This window comes from Pseudomonas syringae pv. tomato str. DC3000, assembly GCF_000007805.1.
Taxonomy (GTDB): Bacteria; Pseudomonadota; Gammaproteobacteria; order Pseudomonadales; family Pseudomonadaceae; genus Aquipseudomonas; species Aquipseudomonas avellanae.
The window spans coordinates 1,429,470-1,447,378 of record NC_004578.1 but is presented as its reverse complement, the minus strand read 5'-3'; the positions used below and the strand labels follow the sequence as shown (position 1 = coordinate 1,447,378).

At 58.0% G+C, this 17,909-nt stretch carries 15 protein-coding genes and 1 pseudogene; 7 read left to right on the top strand and 9 right to left on the bottom strand.

Features of this window, described 5'->3' with window-relative positions; translation table 11 throughout:
• Nucleotides 1–55: 55 nt before the first annotated feature.
• Nucleotides 56–1,033, top strand: a complete 978-nt coding sequence (locus tag PSPTO_RS06930) for an IS5-like element ISPssy family transposase (protein ID WP_007247571.1) — start codon at nt 56–58, stop codon at nt 1,031–1,033.
• Nucleotides 1,034–1,177: 144 nt separating this feature from the next.
• Here the strand turns inward: PSPTO_RS06930 and PSPTO_RS06925 are convergent.
• The 5 genes and pseudogenes from PSPTO_RS06925 to PSPTO_RS06905 form a co-directional block, all read right to left on the bottom strand.
• Nucleotides 1,178–1,876, bottom strand: a pseudogene (locus PSPTO_RS06925) (FimD/PapC N-terminal domain-containing protein); the annotation flags it as partial.
• A 227-nt stretch (nt 1,877–2,103) separates the two neighbouring features.
• Nucleotides 2,104–2,856, bottom strand: coding sequence for a fimbrial biogenesis chaperone (locus PSPTO_RS06920; protein ID WP_011103504.1), 753 nt, complete (start codon nt 2,854–2,856; stop codon nt 2,104–2,106).
• 63 nt (nt 2,857–2,919) lie between these two features.
• Nucleotides 2,920–3,504 carry a fimbrial protein gene (locus PSPTO_RS06915; RefSeq protein ID WP_007244885.1) on the bottom strand — a complete coding sequence of 195 codons (585 nt, stop codon included), beginning with the start codon at nt 3,502–3,504 and terminating at the stop codon, nt 2,920–2,922.
• A 312-nt stretch (nt 3,505–3,816) separates the two neighbouring features.
• Nucleotides 3,817–4,194, bottom strand: a complete 378-nt coding sequence (locus PSPTO_RS06910) for a hypothetical protein (protein ID WP_005764038.1) — start codon at nt 4,192–4,194, stop codon at nt 3,817–3,819.
• 239 nt (nt 4,195–4,433) lie between these two features.
• Nucleotides 4,434–5,411, bottom strand: coding sequence for an IS5-like element ISPssy family transposase (locus tag PSPTO_RS06905; protein ID WP_007247571.1), 978 nt, complete (start codon nt 5,409–5,411; stop codon nt 4,434–4,436).
• A 268-nt stretch (nt 5,412–5,679) separates the two neighbouring features.
• Here PSPTO_RS06905 and PSPTO_RS06900 point away from each other — a divergent pair, with 268 nt between their 5' ends.
• From PSPTO_RS06900 to PSPTO_RS06880, 5 genes are all read left to right on the top strand, one after another.
• Nucleotides 5,680–6,846, top strand: a complete 1,167-nt coding sequence (locus PSPTO_RS06900; RefSeq protein WP_011103503.1) for an efflux RND transporter periplasmic adaptor subunit — start codon at nt 5,680–5,682, stop codon at nt 6,844–6,846.
• Nucleotides 6,843–9,947, top strand: coding sequence for a multidrug efflux RND transporter permease subunit (locus PSPTO_RS06895; protein WP_011103502.1), 3,105 nt, complete (start codon nt 6,843–6,845; stop codon nt 9,945–9,947). The genes PSPTO_RS06900 and PSPTO_RS06895 overlap by 4 nt, the downstream gene beginning before the upstream one ends.
• Before the next feature lie 10 nt (nt 9,948–9,957).
• Nucleotides 9,958–10,635, top strand: a complete 678-nt coding sequence (locus PSPTO_RS06890; protein ID WP_005764042.1) for a heavy metal response regulator transcription factor — start codon at nt 9,958–9,960, stop codon at nt 10,633–10,635.
• Nucleotides 10,625–11,989 carry a heavy metal sensor histidine kinase gene (locus PSPTO_RS06885; RefSeq protein ID WP_005764043.1) on the top strand — a complete coding sequence of 455 codons (1,365 nt, stop codon included), beginning with the start codon at nt 10,625–10,627 and terminating at the stop codon, nt 11,987–11,989. The genes PSPTO_RS06890 and PSPTO_RS06885 overlap by 11 nt, the downstream gene beginning before the upstream one ends.
• 203 nt (nt 11,990–12,192) lie before the next feature.
• The gene (locus tag PSPTO_RS06880) at nt 12,193–13,701 is read left to right on the top strand and encodes a sensor domain-containing diguanylate cyclase (protein WP_011103501.1); all 1,509 of its coding nucleotides are present in this window, start codon (nt 12,193–12,195) and stop codon (nt 13,699–13,701) included.
• Nucleotides 13,702–13,795: 94 nt separating this feature from the next.
• Here PSPTO_RS06880 and PSPTO_RS06875 read toward each other — a convergent pair whose 3' ends face one another.
• Complete coding sequence (locus PSPTO_RS06875) at nt 13,796–14,266, bottom strand: PA2169 family four-helix-bundle protein (protein WP_005615514.1); 471 nt, start codon at nt 14,264–14,266, stop codon at nt 13,796–13,798.
• A gap of 219 nt (nt 14,267–14,485) precedes the next feature.
• On the opposite strand from PSPTO_RS06875, the gene PSPTO_RS06870 reads away from it, so the two are divergent.
• Entirely contained in the window at nt 14,486–14,725 is a 240-nt protein-coding gene (locus PSPTO_RS06870; RefSeq protein ID WP_005764045.1) for a DUF3820 family protein, read from the top strand.
• A 130-nt stretch (nt 14,726–14,855) separates the two neighbouring features.
• On the opposite strand, the gene PSPTO_RS06865 is transcribed toward PSPTO_RS06870, so the two are convergent.
• Genes PSPTO_RS06865 through zwf form a run of 3 tightly spaced genes read right to left on the bottom strand, consistent with a single transcriptional unit; the run spans nt 14,856 to nt 17,728 of the window.
• Complete coding sequence (locus tag PSPTO_RS06865; protein WP_005764046.1) at nt 14,856–15,530, bottom strand: bifunctional 4-hydroxy-2-oxoglutarate aldolase/2-dehydro-3-deoxy-phosphogluconate aldolase; 675 nt, start codon at nt 15,528–15,530, stop codon at nt 14,856–14,858.
• A 28-nt stretch (nt 15,531–15,558) separates the two neighbouring features.
• On the bottom strand, nt 15,559–16,272 hold the full coding sequence (pgl, locus tag PSPTO_RS06860) for a 6-phosphogluconolactonase (protein ID WP_005764047.1): 714 nt from the start codon (nt 16,270–16,272) through the stop codon (nt 15,559–15,561).
• The gene (gene zwf / locus PSPTO_RS06855) at nt 16,259–17,728 is read right to left on the bottom strand and encodes a glucose-6-phosphate dehydrogenase (protein ID WP_003375894.1); all 1,470 of its coding nucleotides are present in this window, start codon (nt 17,726–17,728) and stop codon (nt 16,259–16,261) included. The genes pgl and zwf overlap by 14 nt, the downstream gene beginning before the upstream one ends.
• Nucleotides 17,729–17,909 lie beyond the last annotated feature (181 nt).

Here is a 17,909-nt window from a genome sequence, read left to right as displayed (position 1 = left end):
AAAAAGGTTTCCTGATTTGGCAAAATACCCCAACACCTTTCACCGAGCTTCCCTGATGAAACAGATGACCTTCGCCGATGCCGAGTACGCGGGTAAACGTAAGCATACCCGCCGCGAGCGCTTTCTCATCGAGATGGATCAGGTTGTGCCCTGGAAAGGCTTGATTGCCCTTATCGAACCACATTATCCAAAGGGCGAAGGTGGCCGTCCGGCTTATCCGCTGATGGCGATGCTGCGTATTCACCTGATGCAGAACTGGTTTGGTTACAGCGATCCGGCGATGGAGGAAGCACTTTACGAGACAACGATCCTGCGCCAGTTCGCAGGGTTGAGTCTGGATCGAATCGCCGATGAAACCACGATTCTCAACTTCCGGCGTCTGTTGGAAAAGCATGAGTTGGCAGGCGGGATTTTGCAGGTCATCAATGGCTATCTGGGTGATCGAGGTTTGATGCTGCGCCAAGGTACGGTGGTCGATGCGACGATCATTCATGCGCCGAGCTCGACCAAGAACAAGGACGGCAAACGCGATCCCGAAATGCATCAGACGAAGAAAGGAAACCAGTATTTCTTCGGCATGAAAGCGCATATCGGCGTCGATGCCGAGTCGGGTTTAGTCCATAGCCTGGTGGGTACTGCGGCGAATGTGGCGGACGTGACTCAGGTTGATCAATTGCTACATGGTGAGGAAACCTATGTCAGCGGTGATGCGGGCTACACCGGCGTGGACAAGCGTGCGGAGCATCAGGATCGTCAGATGATCTGGTCAATTGCGGCCCGCCCAAGCCGTTATAAAAAGCATGGCGAGAAAAGTTTGATCGCACGGGTCTATCGCAAAATCGAGTTCACGAAAGCCCAGTTACGGGCGAAGGTTGAACATCCGTTTCGCGTGATCAAGCGCCAGTTTGGTTATACGAAAGTCCGGTTTCGCGGGCTGGCTAAAAACACCGCGCAACAGGCTACTCTGTTTGCCTTGTCGAACCTTTGGATGGTGCGAAAACGGCTGCTGGCGATGGGAGAGGTGCGCCTGTAATGCGGAAAAACGCCTTGGAAAGGTGCTGTTTGAAGGAAAATCGATGAGTTAAGAGCGGAAAACGTCTAATTATCTGATCGGGCGAGCTTTTTTTGAACCTCAGGCCATGAGAGCGTCAAAAATCGATGCCTACTTCAGACCTTCCCTAAGGGCCGTGATGTCGCGCTGCGCGAAAGTACGATTACTGCGATAACGCAAAGGCCGATCACTGCTTCGCACCACTGAAGACTCATTGCGCAGTCGCCATGCACCGAGGTTCAGGCCATTACGCAGCCCGAGATAATACTGATCGGTTTCCAGCCCTTTGTTGCGTCTTCTGCTGCCATTGAAGTTGTAATTGATAAAGCCCGCCGTTTCGCCCTGCTCCCAGAGTTCCGGCGAAACATAACCGCGGGTGCCGCGTGACATGAAAGCCTGCGGAACACTGATAGTGAGTCGCAACGCCGCCGGCTGATAATCGACGCGCGCAAACTCGACACGACCAGGCAGATCAACACAGGCCTGATCAGGCTGTGCCGTATCCGCCGGCAAGCGACTCAGGTCCAGACCAAAGCCCTGGAGCATCTCTTGCGACAGGCAGGGTTCTATAAGACCTGACGCCTGATTTTTTGAAAACGTGATATCCCGCCTGCCACTCAGCGTGCGATTGACGTAGATATCCACCCGATAAGTACCGGGCAATACGCTGTTGCTGCGTAGAAACTCCTGAAGGTCAGGCGGCTGATCACTGCCTTGAATGAAAGCCGTATTGAATTTGACCGAACCGTCGCCTTGCGCGGTGCCGGGCGATGCGGCAAATGCGCTGACCGAAAACATCAGGCTCAGCCCCAGGCCGATGCCCAACGGGTCACATCGGCACAGGCCGAGGACATAACGTCGGGGGTAAGGGAGCACGAACCTTGCAATGGCTCCCTCATTATCTTTTTTGCGCCATTCCATAGCGGTCTTCACTCTACTTCGGCTGTCGCGCGCGCCGCGCAATCCTTTTACACAGACGCAGGTCTGCCGGGCCGACCTGTCGCCGGAGCCCAACGGTTTGAATAGTGAACGCTGACATTTGATACTGCTGACTATCGAGGCATGACCTTGCTGGCATAGCCCGACTCGTGATTGGCAAGTGTTGCGCGATAAGGCACTTGTCCGCCGTAATCATTGATACTGACAAAACTCACCACCAGCGGTGCCCCCCCCTTTTTGCGCAATAACGGGATGTGCAGACTCTGCTGCGGCGCCAACATCTGACTCTCGATACTGGCCAGTTCGACGTCATCCTGACGCACGGAAATCTTCAGCATGGAAACATGATAAGGACCTGGATTTTCGACTTGCAGACTGTCGTTATTCCCCGTTTTCCAGTTCAACTGCTCGGGTGCTTGCAGTGGATCACCCGGCATTCCGTCAGGCCGGAAAAAGACTTTTATGCGCTGACGTATTGCGATCTGCAACGTGTTCTGCGCAGCAGTCTGGGGTATTTCCTGAACATTGAGCCACAGTACCGACTCGCGATCGGTGGACATGTCGGTACCGGAATGAATAATGCGCAGCAGTTGCTTGCCGCCGCCGGCCATGCGCGTCAGTGACGGCGTTACGATAAATGGCAGGCGCTGGGTGGCTGGGTCATTGCCAGTGGCAAGTGCCGGCGCTTCTAGCCAGGACTGCAGGAGAATCTCTCCCCCGCCACTGTTGTGAACGCCCAGACTGACCTCCTTGTCATTACCCTGGTAAATAACCCGTGTGGTGTTCAACACAATGCCCGCCTGAACAGAGGCGCACCACGACACCATCGCAACACCTACCGCAGCGCGAAAAAAATCAGAATACATACGGGTGTTCGCCTTGAATTCGATAGAGGACAAGGCGGGCCAGGCCCGCCCTGCCCGACACGGTTACTCGTAATCCATCACGAACGGCAGGAAGCCGTCGGCATTCCCCGGATTGGTCGGTGTGCCATTAAGCACATAGACCGCACCAAAGTTGATCTCGGCAGTAGCGCCGCTGACACCATCCTTGATCAGCGTGGTATCGATGGTTTCAGTACCACTCAGATCCATGAGTACGCTCGATGCATTGAGCAGGCCGATACCTACGCCATCCGCCGCCCCGGTGGTGCGCAGAAGTTTGGCGTCGTTATTGTCCAGACCGCTGCCGTTACGGGCAGTCAGGCGCATCTTCACCATGTTGTACTGATCGGCACCCGCGCTGCAGTTGACCAGCAACTGAATAGGCATTGCCGTTTCAAACCGGTTTTCGCTGGAAACGCCGATATCGGAGAAGGACACGTTCCCCAGGTCGACATTGATTTCACCCGGATTGGTGCCCGCGCTGACGCCCGCCCCAGGACCTACATCGCAGGATATATTGGTCAGTGTTCCGTTAAAGATGATTTTGCCGTTGTTCGCAGCACTGGCAGTACCTGCCATACCAAAGCCCATTACGCCCAGAACTGCCAATGTAAGAGAAAGCTTTTTCATGCTGACTACCTTCCTTGTGTTATTTCGTGTGTGCCCACTATCGGACGGCCAGCACTATAGACTCCGGTCTTTTTAACCGCTGTCAGGCCGATAACTTTTAACCCTCGGAGAACACAACACAACGCGCAGGATGGGTCTGTAGGAATTGACACAACTGACAGGCAGATACCCTCAGGCAACCCATAACAAGGCGTAACTAGGCCAGCACACCATTACGCTGTCGGTATTATTTGCGAGGCGGGCGTATCAGACAACAAACTGTCCCACCCTGGTGTGTGACAGTCCGAAAGAGAAAGGCATACAGATGCGCAGTTACTGGTAGCTCAGCGTAATAACTACAGCGTCGGGCCGAGCATCGCCGCCTGTCTGAGCGGTGACCGGTATGGCCTGATAGTGCGCAACGAACGGCACGGCCTGATCGCCGCAAGCGTTATGCTCGGTGTTGACTCGCATGTTGACGCCCGGCGCAACTTCCAGCACTCGCGAATGCGCATCAGAGGTAGTGACGTCACTGCGTGAAACACTGCAACTGCTGTTGACAATACTGCCATGCAGGCTCAATACGCCGTCTTTCGCCCATGAAAAAGCCGGAGCAGCCAGCAACGGAATCGCCACGATTGCAGCCATGACACCTTGATGAAGGGACAGGGTTTTCAAGACACTTTTCCAAACCGGTTTTTGACTGTTCATGGCGTTCTCCATTCATAGGCTCATACAGTGAGTAAAGTTGACGGGAGAATTAACTGCCAGACGCTTGCCAAGGAAAATGTAGGAGCCTTCCTAGGGAAGGTCTGAAGTAGGCATCGATTTTTGACGCTCTCATGGCCTGAGGTTCAAAAAAAGCTCGCCCGATCAGATAATTAGACGTTTTCCGCTCTTAACTCATCGATTTTCCTTCAAACAGCACCTTTCCAAGGCGTTTTTCCGCATTACAGGCGCACCTCTCCCATCGCCAGCAGCCGTTTTCGCACCATCCAAAGGTTCGACAAGGCAAACAGAGTAGCCTGTTGCGCGGTGTTTTTAGCCAGCCCGCGAAACCGGACTTTCGTATAACCAAACTGGCGCTTGATCACGCGAAACGGATGTTCAACCTTCGCCCGTAACTGGGCTTTCGTGAACTCGATTTTGCGATAGACCCGTGCGATCAAACTTTTCTCGCCATGCTTTTTATAACGGCTTGGGCGGGCCGCAATTGACCAGATCATCTGACGATCCTGATGCTCCGCACGCTTGTCCACGCCGGTGTAGCCCGCATCACCGCTGACATAGGTTTCCTCACCATGTAGCAATTGATCAACCTGAGTCACGTCCGCCACATTCGCCGCAGTACCCACCAGGCTATGGACTAAACCCGACTCGGCATCGACGCCGATATGCGCTTTCATGCCGAAGAAATACTGGTTTCCTTTCTTCGTCTGATGCATTTCGGGATCGCGTTTGCCGTCCTTGTTCTTGGTCGAGCTCGGCGCATGAATGATCGTCGCATCGACCACCGTACCTTGGCGCAGCATCAAACCTCGATCACCCAGATAGCCATTGATGACCTGCAAAATCCCGCCTGCCAACTCATGCTTTTCCAACAGACGCCGGAAGTTGAGAATCGTGGTTTCATCGGCGATTCGATCCAGACTCAACCCTGCGAACTGGCGCAGGATCGTTGTCTCGTAAAGTGCTTCCTCCATCGCCGGATCGCTGTAACCAAACCAGTTCTGCATCAGGTGAATACGCAGCATCGCCATCAGCGGATAAGCCGGACGGCCACCTTCGCCCTTTGGATAATGTGGTTCGATAAGGGCAATCAAGCCTTTCCAGGGCACAACCTGATCCATCTCGATGAGAAAGCGCTCGCGGCGGGTATGCTTACGTTTACCCGCGTACTCGGCATCGGCGAAGGTCATCTGTTTCATCAGGGAAGCTCGGTGAAAGGTGTTGGGGTATTTTGCCAAATCAGGAAACCTTTTTCAGAGTTTCCCTAGGAATTTATAAACATCTGGACAAATATCCCTTCAACATAGATATCGCCCGATACTGACTTTTCTTGACTGGACGCCATGCCCGGTGGAGGCTTTCTGACAAACCTGACAGCTGAAAGTCATTCTGCTGACCGGGTTTGCAGGCTATAAGGAAGCAGACAAAAAATATGACTCCCGTACCGACATTTGGCGTTTTCTTCATATGCGCAGATCGACCCTGACCGTTACCGCCGTAGCCCTGCTGATCACCTGTGCGGCAATCGCCGGCTGGAAGCTGACACGCCCTGCCACCCTTGCGAAAAATGTCAGCACAGCGGTGCCGGTCAAGGTCATCACCGTGAGCATGGAGGACGTGCCTCGTTTCGTGACGGGTATCGGCTCGGTGCTGTCCCTGCAAAGCGTGGTGATCCGCCCCCAGGTGGACGGCGTGCTGACCCGCGTACTGGTCAGGGAGGGTCAACAGGTCAAGGCCGGCGAATTGCTGGCCACGCTCGACGATCGCTCCATCCGCGCCTCGCTGGAACAGACCCGCGCCCAGCTGGCGCAGAGCAAGGCGCAGCTGGACGTCGCGCAACTGGACCTCAAACGCTATCGTCAGCTCACCGAAGACAACGGCATTTCGCGTCAGACTTTCGATCAGCAACAAGCGCTGGTCAGGCAACTGGCGGCCACTGCGCAAGGCAACGAGGCCAGCATCAATGCTGCGCAGGTGCAGCTTTCCTACACGCAGATTCGTTCGCCGGTGACGGGCCGGGTCGGCATTCGCAATGTCGATGAAGGCAACTTCATGCGTGTCAGCGATGCAGAGGGATTATTTTCGGTCACGCAGATCGACCCGATTGCCGTCGAGTTTTCCCTGCCACAGCAAATGCTGCCGACACTGCAAGGGCTTATTGCCGCGCACAGCGCTGCTGCCGTCAAAGCCTATCAGGGCGATGGGGCAACCAATGGCCTGCTGCTGGGTGAAGGCACGCTGTCGCTGATCGACAATCAGGTGTCGGCAACCACCGGCACAATCCGCGCCAAGGCCCGGTTCAAAAACCCCGGCGAACAGCTTTGGCCGGGGCAACTGGTCACCGTGAAGATTCAGACCGGTATCGAACTCAACTCGCTCAAGGTGCCACCCCAGGTGGTACAGCGCGGCATTGACCAGCACTTTGTCTATCGGGTCACGGCCAATAACAAAGTGGAAGTGGTACCGGTCAAGGTTTTGTATCAGGACAGCGAGCAGACATTGATCAGCGGGCCGCAGGCTGGCGACGTGCTGGTCAGTGATGGCCAGTCGCGATTGAGGCCGGGTTCGACGGTGGAAGTGGTCACCACACCCGCCACGGAAGTTGCGAGCGTGCCCGTGGAGCTGCCACGATGAATGGCCGCGGTTCGGTCTCGGCATGGTGCATCGACCACCCGGTCGCCACGCTGCTGTTGACCTTCGCGATAGTGCTGCTGGGGGTCATTGCCTTTCCGCGCCTGCCAATCGCGCCGTTGCCGGAAGCGGAATTCCCGACCATTCAGGTGACCGCGCAACTTCCCGGTGCCAGCCCGGAAACCATGGCGTCCTCGGTTGCGACGCCGCTGGAGGTGCAGTTCAGCGCGATACCCGGCATGACCCAGATGACGTCGAGCAGCGCGCTGGGGTCTACCAACCTGACCCTGCAATTTACCCTCAACAAGAGCATCGACACCGCCGCCCAGGAAGTCCAGGCAGCGATCAACACGGCGGCAGGACGCCTGCCCGCCGACATGCCCAGCCTGCCGACCTGGCGCAAGGTCAACCCGGCGGACAGCCCGGTGCTGATTCTGAGCGTCAGCTCCAGCCTGATGCCCGGCACCGAACTCAGTGACGTCACCGAAACCATTCTGGCGCGCCAGCTCAGCCAGATCGAGGGCGTAGGCCAAGTGTTCATCACCGGCCAGCAACGCCCGGCAATCCGCGTGCAGGCCGCCCCGGAAAAACTCGCGGCGCTGGGCCTGACCCTGGCAGACATCCGCCTCGCTGTGCAGCAGACCAGCCTTAACCTGGCCAAAGGTGCCTTGTACGGCAAGGACAGTATTTCGACCCTCTCTTCCAACGACCAGTTATTCAAACCGCAGGACTACGCGCAACTGATCGTTTCCTACAAGAACGGCGCTCCCGTCCAGCTCAAGGACGTCGCACGAGTGGTCGCAGGCTCGGAAAACGCCTACGTCAAGGCGTGGTCCGGCGACCAGCAGGGTGTCAACATCGCCATCTTCCGTCAGCCCGGCGCCAACATTGTCGAGACCGTGGACCGCATTCAGCGCGAACTACCACGCTTGCAGGAAATGCTCCCGGCCACTGTCGATGTGTCGGTGCTCAACGACCGTACCCGGACCATTCGTGCCTCGCTGCACGAAGTGGAAATGACCCTGCTGATCGCGGTGTTGCTGGTGGTCGCGGTCATGGCGCTGTTTCTGCGCCAGCTCTCGGCCACACTGATCGTCAGCGCGGTGCTCGGGGTGTCGCTGATTGCCAGCTTCGCGATGATGTACCTGTTCGGCTTCAGCCTGAACAACCTGACGCTGGTGGCTATCGTGGTTGCGGTCGGGTTCGTGGTGGACGACGCAATCGTGGTGGTCGAGAACATCCACCGCCATCTCGAAGCCGGACAAGGCATGCGTGAGGCGGCCATAAAAGGCTCGGGGGAGATCGGCTTTACCGTCGTGTCGATCAGCTTCTCGCTGTTGGCCGCGTTCATTCCGCTGCTGTTCATGGGCGGCGTGGTCGGGCGGCTGTTCAAGGAGTTTGCGCTGACGGCGACAGCGACCATCCTGATCTCGGTCGTCGTCTCCCTGACCCTGGCCCCGACCCTGGCGGCCCTGTTCATGCGTGCCCCCACTCACAACCCGAACCAAAAGCCAGGGTTTGGCGAACGATTACTGGCCTCCTACGAGCGAGGCTTGCGCAAGGCGCTGGCCCATCAGCGGCTGATGCTCGGCGTGTTCGGCTTGACCCTGGTGCTGGCAGTTGTCGGTTACGTGCTCATACCCAAAGGCTTCTTTCCGGTTCAGGACACCGCTTTTGCACTCGGGACCACCGAAGCCGCTGCCGATATTTCCTACCCGGACATGGTCGAAAAACACCTGCAACTGGCGAAAATCGTCGGCGCGGACCCTGCGGTGCTGGCGTTCTCTCATTCGGTGGGGGTGTCGGGCAGTAACCAGACCATCGCCAACGGCCGTTTCTGGATCTCGCTCAAGCCGCAGTCCGAACGTGATGTGTCAGTCAGCGAGTTCATCGACCGCCTGCGCCCCAAACTGGCCAGGGTGCCGGGCATTGTTCTGTACCTGCGCGCCGGGCAGGACATCAACCTGAGCTCCGGTCCGAGCCGCAGTCAGTATCAGTACGTGCTCAAAAGCAATGACGGCGCGCTGCTCAACACCTGGACGCAACGCCTGACCGAAAAGCTGCGCAGCAACCCGGCGTTCCGCGACATGTCCAACGACTTGCAACTGGGCGGCAGCGTGACGCACATCGATATCGATCGCAGCGCCGCAGCGCGCTTCGGCCTCACCACGGCCGATGTCGATCAGGCGCTGTACGACGCTTTTGGCCAACGGCAGATCAGCGAATATCAGACCGAGGTCAACCAGTACAAGGTCATCCTCGAACTGGATGCCCAGCAGCGCGGCAAGGCCGAAAGCCTGGCGTACTTCTATCTGCGCTCACCGCTGACCAACGAAATGGTGCCACTGTCGGCGCTGGCCAAGGTCGGCGCGCCACGCATGGGACCGCTTTCGATCAGCCACGACGGCATGTTCCCGGCGGCCAACCTGTCATTCAACCTCGCTCCCGGGGTCGCCTTGGGCGACGCGGTGCGCATGCTTGATCAGGCCAAGATCGAGATCGGCATGCCGGCCGCGATCATCGGCAGCTTTCAGGGTGCGGCGCAGGCGTTTCAGAGTTCGCTGGCCAACCAGCCGTGGCTGATTCTCGCGGCGCTGGTGGCGGTGTACATCATTCTGGGTGTGCTTTACGAAAGCTTCGTGCACCCGCTGACCATTATTTCCACCCTGCCTTCAGCGGGTATCGGCGCGCTGTTGCTGCTGTGGATGATGGGCCAGGACTTCTCGATCATGGCCCTGATCGGTGTGGTGCTGCTGATCGGCATCGTCAAGAAGAACGGCATTCTGCTGGTGGACTTCGCCTTGCAGGCGCAGCGCGAACAGGGCCTCACTCCGCAGGAAGCGATTTATGAGGCCTGCATCACGCGCTTTAGACCGATTATCATGACCACCCTCGCCGCGCTGCTGGGCGCGCTGCCGCTGATGCTCGGTTTCGGCGTCGGTGCCGAGTTGCGCCAGCCGCTGGGGATCGCCGTGGTCGGCGGCCTGCTGGTCAGCCAGATGCTGACGCTGTTCACCACGCCGGTCATCTACCTGCAACTGGAGCGGTTGTTTCATCGCCGCCACCCGGCACCCGGCGCACCGGCGCTGACCCTTCACAAGTGAGAATCGCCCGATGCGCGTGCTGATCATCGAAGACGAAGAGAAAACCGCAGACTACCTGCGCCGTGGCCTGACCGAACAGGGCTATACGGTGGACGTGGCCCGCGACGGCATCGAAGGCCTGCATCTGGCCTTGGAGAATGACCACGCAATCGTCATTCTCGACGTGATGCTGCCGGGGCTCGACGGTTTTGGCGTGTTGCGTGCACTGCGCGCGCGCAAGCAAACGCCGGTGATCATGCTGACCGCTCGCGAACAGGTCGATGACCGCATTCGCGGCCTGCGCGAAGGTGCCGACGATTACCTCGGCAAACCGTTTTCGTTTCTGGAACTGGTCGCCCGCCTGCAGGCCCTGACCCGTCGCAGCGGGGGCCACGAACCGCTGCAGATCACCATCGCCGACCTGTGGATCGACCTGATCAGCCGCAAGGCAACCCGCGCCGGAGCACGACTGGACCTGACCGCCAAGGAGTTTTCGCTGCTCAGTGTGCTGGCCCGGCGTCAGGGCGACATCCTGTCCAAAACGTCAATCGCCGAGATGGTCTGGGACATCAACTTCGACAGCGACACCAACGTGGTCGAAGTGGCGATCAAGCGCCTGCGCGCCAAGCTCGACGGTCCTCACGAGCACAAACTGCTGCACACCATTCGCGGCATGGGCTACGTGCTGGAGAACCGCAGTGCGGGTTGATTCGATTGCCCTGCGCCTGAGCGGCCTGTTTGCGCTGGTCGCGCTGGTGGTTTTCCTGCTGATCGGCTGGGCCTTGTACCTGCAGGTCGACAAGAGCCTCGACCTGCTGCCGCGCGCCGAAGTGGATGCGCGCTACAGCGTACTGGAATCGGCCATCGGGCGTTTCGGCAATCCCGAGCACTGGAGCAAGATCAAGGCAAAACTGGAGTTGCTCAGCGAAGAAGACAAGCGCCTGCGTTTCTGGGTCGTCAGCGACAACCCGCTGTACGAATTCGGCAACCCGGACCCGAACATTCGCCGATTCGCGCAAGGCGCGCCGGGCATGCATGACCTGAAGCTGGCCGATCACCCGTTCGCCTTCAAGGTGCTGGTCAGCGAATTCCCGGCCAAGGAACAGCGTCCGGCGCTGCGTTTTCTCACCGCCATCGACACCGAAACCTTCTGGCACACCCAGCACTCGCTGCTGGTCGCACTGATCAGCCTGGCCACACTGGGCGTGCTGCTGGCGTCGGCGCTGGGTTACTGGGTGGCGCGCATCGGCCTGCGCCCGTTGGCCAGCCTCTCGCAGGAGGTCCAGAAGCTGGCCCCGCCACGCCTGTCCGGGCGCCTGCAACTGTCACCGCTGCCACCGGAGCTCGAGCAGTTCGTCGCCTCGTTCAACTCCACGCTGGAACGCGTCGAACAGGCCTACTCGCGGCTGGAGTCGTTCAACGCCGATGTGGCCCACGAACTGCGCTCGCCACTGACTAACCTGATCGGTCAAACCCAAGTGGCGCTGACCCGCGGCCGTTCCGCCGAGCATTATTTCGAGGTCTTGCAATCCAACCTTGAAGAGCTCGAACGCCTGCGTTCGATCATCAACGACATGTTGTTTCTGGCCAGCGCCGATCAGGGCACCAAGGTCAAGGCGCTGACCTGTGCGTCACTGGCCGAAGAAGTGGCGACGACGCTGGATTACCTGGACTTCATTCTGGAAGACGCACAAGTGCAGGTTCGGGTCCAGGGCGATGCCAGCGCACCAATTGAAAAACCTCACCTGCGCCGCGCCCTGATCAACCTTCTGCATAACGCCGTGCAACACACCGAGGCCGGGCAGGTCATCGAGGTCTGCATCGAGTCGCGCGAGGCGCATGTGAGTATCGGCGTGACCAATCCGGGCGCGCAAATTGCCCAGGAACATCTGCCCAGACTGTTCGAGCGCTTTTATCGGGTCGATGCCTCACGCAGTAACAGCGGTGCCAATCATGGCCTGGGGCTGGCCATTGTCAAAGCAATTGCATTGATGCACGGCGGCAGCGTATTTGTTAACAGTGCACACGGGGCCAATACGTTTGGTATCCAGCTTCCTCGCTGAGAACCGAAAAAAACTGGCGAACTCTTTTTAGCACCGCAACAGATGTGCATCCGTTCTCATCTTTTTTAATGCACTTGGTTTATTCACATTCCATTCATATGAGGATATAAGGAGCGTGATATACACCCGCCTTAAGTTTATAAAATATTGATAACGGACTTAACCTTTTATCAAGAACCATTCGTCTGCAGGTAGAACAACCAATGATGTTGTTTGCATCCTCTCGGCAAGCCCGGCTCAAATGGACCCGTCCGGAGCTTATGCTGATCGTTGGCAGCTCGGTCTCGATGCTTGCCATTCTGGCGATTGTGGCGTCTTTACTGGCAAGGGAACGCGACGACGCAGCGCAGACAGCAGCGCGTGCAGCGGCCAATATCGTGCAATTGATCGATGCCGACGTTTTGCATAACGCAGAACTTTACGATTCGTCATTGCTGGGCATGATGAGCGCATGGGAGCGCCCGGACCTCAAGGACCTGTCGCCTGAACTGCGACAACTTGTCCTGTTTGATCGCTCCACGGCTGCGGCGTATAAAGGCGATCTGGTACTGCTGGATAACAGGGGCGAAATATTGGCTGACTCACTGTCGGTCATTCCCCGAAACGACAATTTTTCCGATCGTCACTATTTCAGAACTCATGCGCTGGACCCTTCGCTGGATTTGCATGTCAGCCCACCTTACAAGACGCGTTGGGGCTACAAGGACTGGTGCATCAGTTTCAGTCGACGCATTTCAGGGCCTGACGGCGAGTTCAAAGGTATTGTGAGTGCGGCCATGCGCCTGGTGTATTTCAAACACCTGTTCATGAGCCAGCGCCTGGGCGATGGCAGCAGCATCAACCTGATCAACACCGATGGCACGCTGATCGTGCGTTATCCAGAGCTGGAAGGTCAGGATCTGACCGGCAAGGACTACAGCCACACGGCCAACTTCCAGCGCATTCTCAAGGAAGGTGATGGCAGTTTCGCCGCCCTCTCCACGCAATTGAACTCACGTCGGCTGTACACGTTTTCGCGCGTCGGCAATCTGCCGTTGCTGGTGGTGATCGGGCAGTCCGAGGACGAGGTCTATGCGGTCTGGCATCGCAATGCCTGGCTGATCGGCACCGCCACCAGCCTGTTATGCCTGGGAATTGTCTGGCTGACCTGGCTGCTGTGCGGTGAGTTGCGTCGGCGCCATCGTGCCGAAGACGAACTGGCCAGCCTGGCCGCAACCGACGGATTGACCGGGCTCGACAACCGGCGTCAGCTTGACGAAGCGATGGAAACCGAGTGGGCGCGCGCGCAACGTTCCGGTAAATGGCTTTCGCTGCTGATGATTGATGTCGACCACTTCAAGGCCTTCAACGAGCGCCATGGCCACCAGGGCGGTGACGAGGCCTTGCGGCGAATTGCGCAAGCTGTTGCGGGCTCCATTCGCCGACCGGGTGACCAGCTTGCCCGTTATGGTGGCGAAGAGTTTGTGGCGGTACTACCGGAAACCGACATGAACGGCGCGCTGGTGATCGCCGAGAAAATTCGCGCAGCGGTCGAATCCCTGCCGCGTTATGCCGATGACGAACAGCCGATCACCGTGAGCATCGGTGTGGCCTCGCAAATCGTAGAGCAGGGCGACAAACTGGCAGCGTTTTTCGGCATCGCCGACAAGGCGCTCTATCAGGCCAAGCACAACGGTCGCAATCGGGTCGAGCAGCACGTGGCTGTGACGTAAGAGTCGCAGGCTTCTGGCCAGACATGATCACCTGACAATCGACATAAAAAAACGCCAGACTGGCTGGCGTTTTTGTTACCGCGGGGTCATCGAATCACGATGCGGCGCGGGCTGCGTTACGCAGTGCTTTGACTTCGTCGTGATTTTTCAGAACACCTTGGTACTGCTTTTCGATGACCGCGATAACGGCTGGGGAAACACCCTTCTCACGCGACTTCTCAAGCGCCTTGCTATAGGCTTTCTTGGCAACGTCTTCGCCACGTTCCGCTTCTTCCAGTACAGCCAGATCATCGTTGCTGGTGAACGCGGTTTTCAGCTTGACCCATGCCTGGTGCAGGTCAGCGGATACGCTGGACGAATCTTCTGGCTTGCCGCCCAGTTGCTGTACATGCTGCTGCAGCTCAGTGACTGCTGCGCCAACTTCCGCAGAACGGCGTGTGAAAAACGTTTTCACCGATGGGGTCTTCGCATTCTCTGCGCTGGTCTGGAACCCTTCTTTGCCGTCGATGCTGGTTTCGATCAGGTCATTCAGGATAGAGATCGTTTCTTTGTTGATATCAGTCATTTGATAATTTCCTAATGGCAGGTTGATACGAAAGTGTTGGATTAATAGATAATTGCAGGCACCGTGCCAGTTTTAGATGCGAATATAATCCTTTAAAATCAAAAACTTACGAAATTTTCACATTTGACTGGTCGTGACTTCTGCATGAACTGTCATTTGGCCTGCATGCAGAATGCACGTATCGTGCAGGTCGTTATCTATTGATGGGAGGGCTCGCAGGTGAACCCGGAGAAACTCAGGTTACTGGTGACGCAGGAAATGCCGTTCGGCAAATACAAAGGGCGGCTGATCGCCGATTTGCCGGGGCATTATCTGAACTGGTTCGCCCGGGAAGGCTTTCCCAAAGGAGAATTGGGCGGCCTGCTGGCGCTGATGCAGGAAATCGATCACAACGGCCTCAGCACGCTGCTGGACCCGCTGCGCACGCGTCCGCGTCAGTCGTTCAAGGACAGGGGATAAGCAAAGGGGATACGGTCCGGGATGAAAAAAACGGTGCTCCGGACCAGGGAGCACCGCAAAAGCCGTACAACCAACAACAACTTCCTTGCCAGAGTCAGCCCGCTGAGCGCTGACTCTGAAATACTATCCATCAGTCAAACAGCGCCAGCGCCTGTGCCGTGGCTTCCTGAATGCGGCCCCAGTCGCCATTCTTGACCCAGGCGTTATCAATCATCCATGTCCCGCCGACGCACATGACGTTGGGCAAGGCCATGTAGTTCTTGAGGTTCTGCTCGTTGACGCCGCCCGTCGGGCAGAAACGCACCTCGTTGAAAGGCCCGCCCAAGGCCTTGATCGCTGCCACACCGCCGCTGATTTCTGCCGGGAACAGCTTGAAGCGGCGATAACCCAAGGCATAGCCGATCATGATTTCCGACGCGCTGCTGACGCCTGGCAACAGGGGCAACGGGCTGTCGAGCGCCGCCTGCAACAGTTCCTGCGTGCTGCCGGGGGTCACAATGAATTGCGAGCCCGCCGCCTCGGCGTCGGCCAGCATCTTGCGGTCCAGAATGGTCCCGGCGCCAGTGCACAGCTCTGGGCGCTGCTCGCGCAAAATGCGGATCGCACTCAGTCCGAACGCCGAGCGCAGGGTGATTTCCAGAGCCGTCATGCCACCAGCGGCCAGCGCGTCGGCCAGTGGCAATACGTCCTGATCACGGGCAATGGTGATGACCGGCAGAATCTTTGCCTTGGCGCAGAGTTCGTCGATCCGGGCAATCTTGTTCGCCATGCTGGTGAGCGGCTGATTATTTTCGTTCTGTGTCATGGCGACGGTTCCTTTGTGTTTATGGGGCTTATGGGCACCAGTAAATCTCGAGAGACGGGTTGAGAAAGGCACGCACCGGCATTTCGGCGAGGTTATCGCCCGCCAGCGCTGCGCGCAGGGTGTCCAGTTTGGCTTGACCTGAGACCGACAGGATCGGCGAACGCGCCGACGCCAGCAAACGGCGGGTCAGGGTCAGACGCTGATGCGGCACGCTGGGTGCGAGCATCGGCAGGCAGCGACGCTCGCCATCAAGGTCCAGCGCCTCGCTGAGGTTCGGGCTGTCGGGGAACAGCGACGCGGTGTGCCCGTCGTCGCCCATGCCCAGAATCAGCACATCGATAGGCGGCAGCTCGGCCAGCGCCTGATCGGCCGCCAGTGCTGCGTCCTCTACATTGCCCGCCACGCTGTACAGCCCCACAAACTTCGCCTTGGCCGCAGGGCCTTGCAACAGATGGCGTTGCAGCAAGCCGGCGTTGCTGTCGGCATGCTCGGTGGGCACGAAACGCTCGTCAGCCAGGCTGATGACCACGTTCGACCATTCCAGCGGCTGCGCCGCCAGGCTCTGAAAGAACGCCACCGGGCTACGTCCGCCGGACACCACCAGCGTGGCCAGACCGTTTTCGCTGATCGCCTGCTTCAAGCGCGCGGCCACGTTGCCGGCCAGCGCATCGGCCAGTTGCTGTGGGGTGTCGAAGTCACGTGCTACCAGCCCTGCCGGCAGCTCTAGATCACATATCGCCATACCAGGATCTCCCGTCGCGAGTAATCAGGGCAATGGAGCTCATTGGCCCCCAGGTTCCGGCCGGGTAAGGCTTGGGCGCATCGCCCGCCTTCTTCCAGCCGGCAATCAGCTGATCGCACCATTGCCAGGCGTACTCGATTTCATCTTTGCGGACAAACAGGTTCTGATTGCCACGCATGACTTCCAGCAACAACCGCTCATAAGCGTCGGGGACACGAGCGCTGCGGTAGGTGTCGGAAAAATTCAGTTGCAAGGGGCCGCTGCGCAGCTGCATGCCTTTGTCCAGCCCCTGATCCTTGGTCATCACCTGCAGGGAAATACCTTCGTCAGGCTGCAGACGAATGATCAGGCGGTTGCTGATCTGCAAACGCTGCTCAGGGGCAAAGATGTAGTGCGGCGGCTCTTTGAAGTGGATCACGATCTGCGACATTTTCTGCGGCATGCGCTTGCCGGTACGCAGATAAAACGGCGTACCCGACCAGCGCCAGTTGCGGATATCGGCACGCAACGCAACAAAGGTTTCGGTGTCGCTCTGGGTGTTTGAGTTCTCTTCTTCCAGATAACCCGGCACTGCCTTGCCTTCGCTGTAGCCAGCGGTGTACTGACCGCGCACCACCTGGGTGGCCAGACGCTCGGGGGTGAACGGGGCCAGTGCCTTGAGCACTTTTACCTTCTCGTCACGAATACTGTCGGCCGACAGGTCGCTGGGCGGGTCCATGGCGATCAGGCAGAGCAACTGCAGCAGGTGGTTCTGAATCATGTCGCGCAGCTGGCCGGCCTGATCGAAGTAGCCCCAGCGGCCCTCAATGCCGACTTTCTCGGCAACCGTGATTTCCACGTGGGAAATATGGTTCTGGTTCCACTGGGTCTCGAACAGGCTGTTGGCGAACCGCAGGGCAATGAGGTTCTGGACCGTGTCCTTGCCCAGGTAATGGTCGATTCGGTAGACGCGGTTTTCCGGGAAGAACTGCGCAACGGCGTCGTTGACCCGTCGCGACGAGGCCAGGTCATGGCCGATGGGCTTTTCCAGGACGGCGCGTGTGCGCTCGGCCAGGTTCACCGACGCGAGGTTCTCGCAGATCGCGCCGTACACCGAGGCCGGCGTGGCGAAGTAGGCTATCAGCGTCTCGGCATTGCCAACGCGCTCGGCCAGCGCAACATAGTCCTCGGCCTTGAGAAAATCGACATGCAGGTAGCTGAGGCGCGCCAGGAAGCGCGCTGCGTTGTCGGCCTCAAGCTCCGCCTCGGGAATGAAGCGGCGCATGGATTTTTCGATGTAGGCCAGATGCGACTGTTCGTCGCCTGGTTCACGCGCCAGGGCAAGAATTTTTGTGTCTTCATGCAGCAGTCCAGCGCGATCAAGCTGATAAAGAGCCGGGAACAGCTTGCGTACCGCCAGGTCCCCCAGGGCACCAAACAGGGCAAATGTGCACGGTTCAACCGTAATCAAGGGCATAATGTTGGTTCTTTTATCAAGTTAGGCTACAAATACCTTTTTTAAAGGCGTTACTCAAGGCCATATGTAGTAATAACCACAACATTCTGCCTGAAAGCATATTCCAGTGGTGATCAACACAGGCCCTCAGTACGATAGGCCACCTTTGCTACAGGCTAAAGGGCTAATAAAAGCTCAGGCC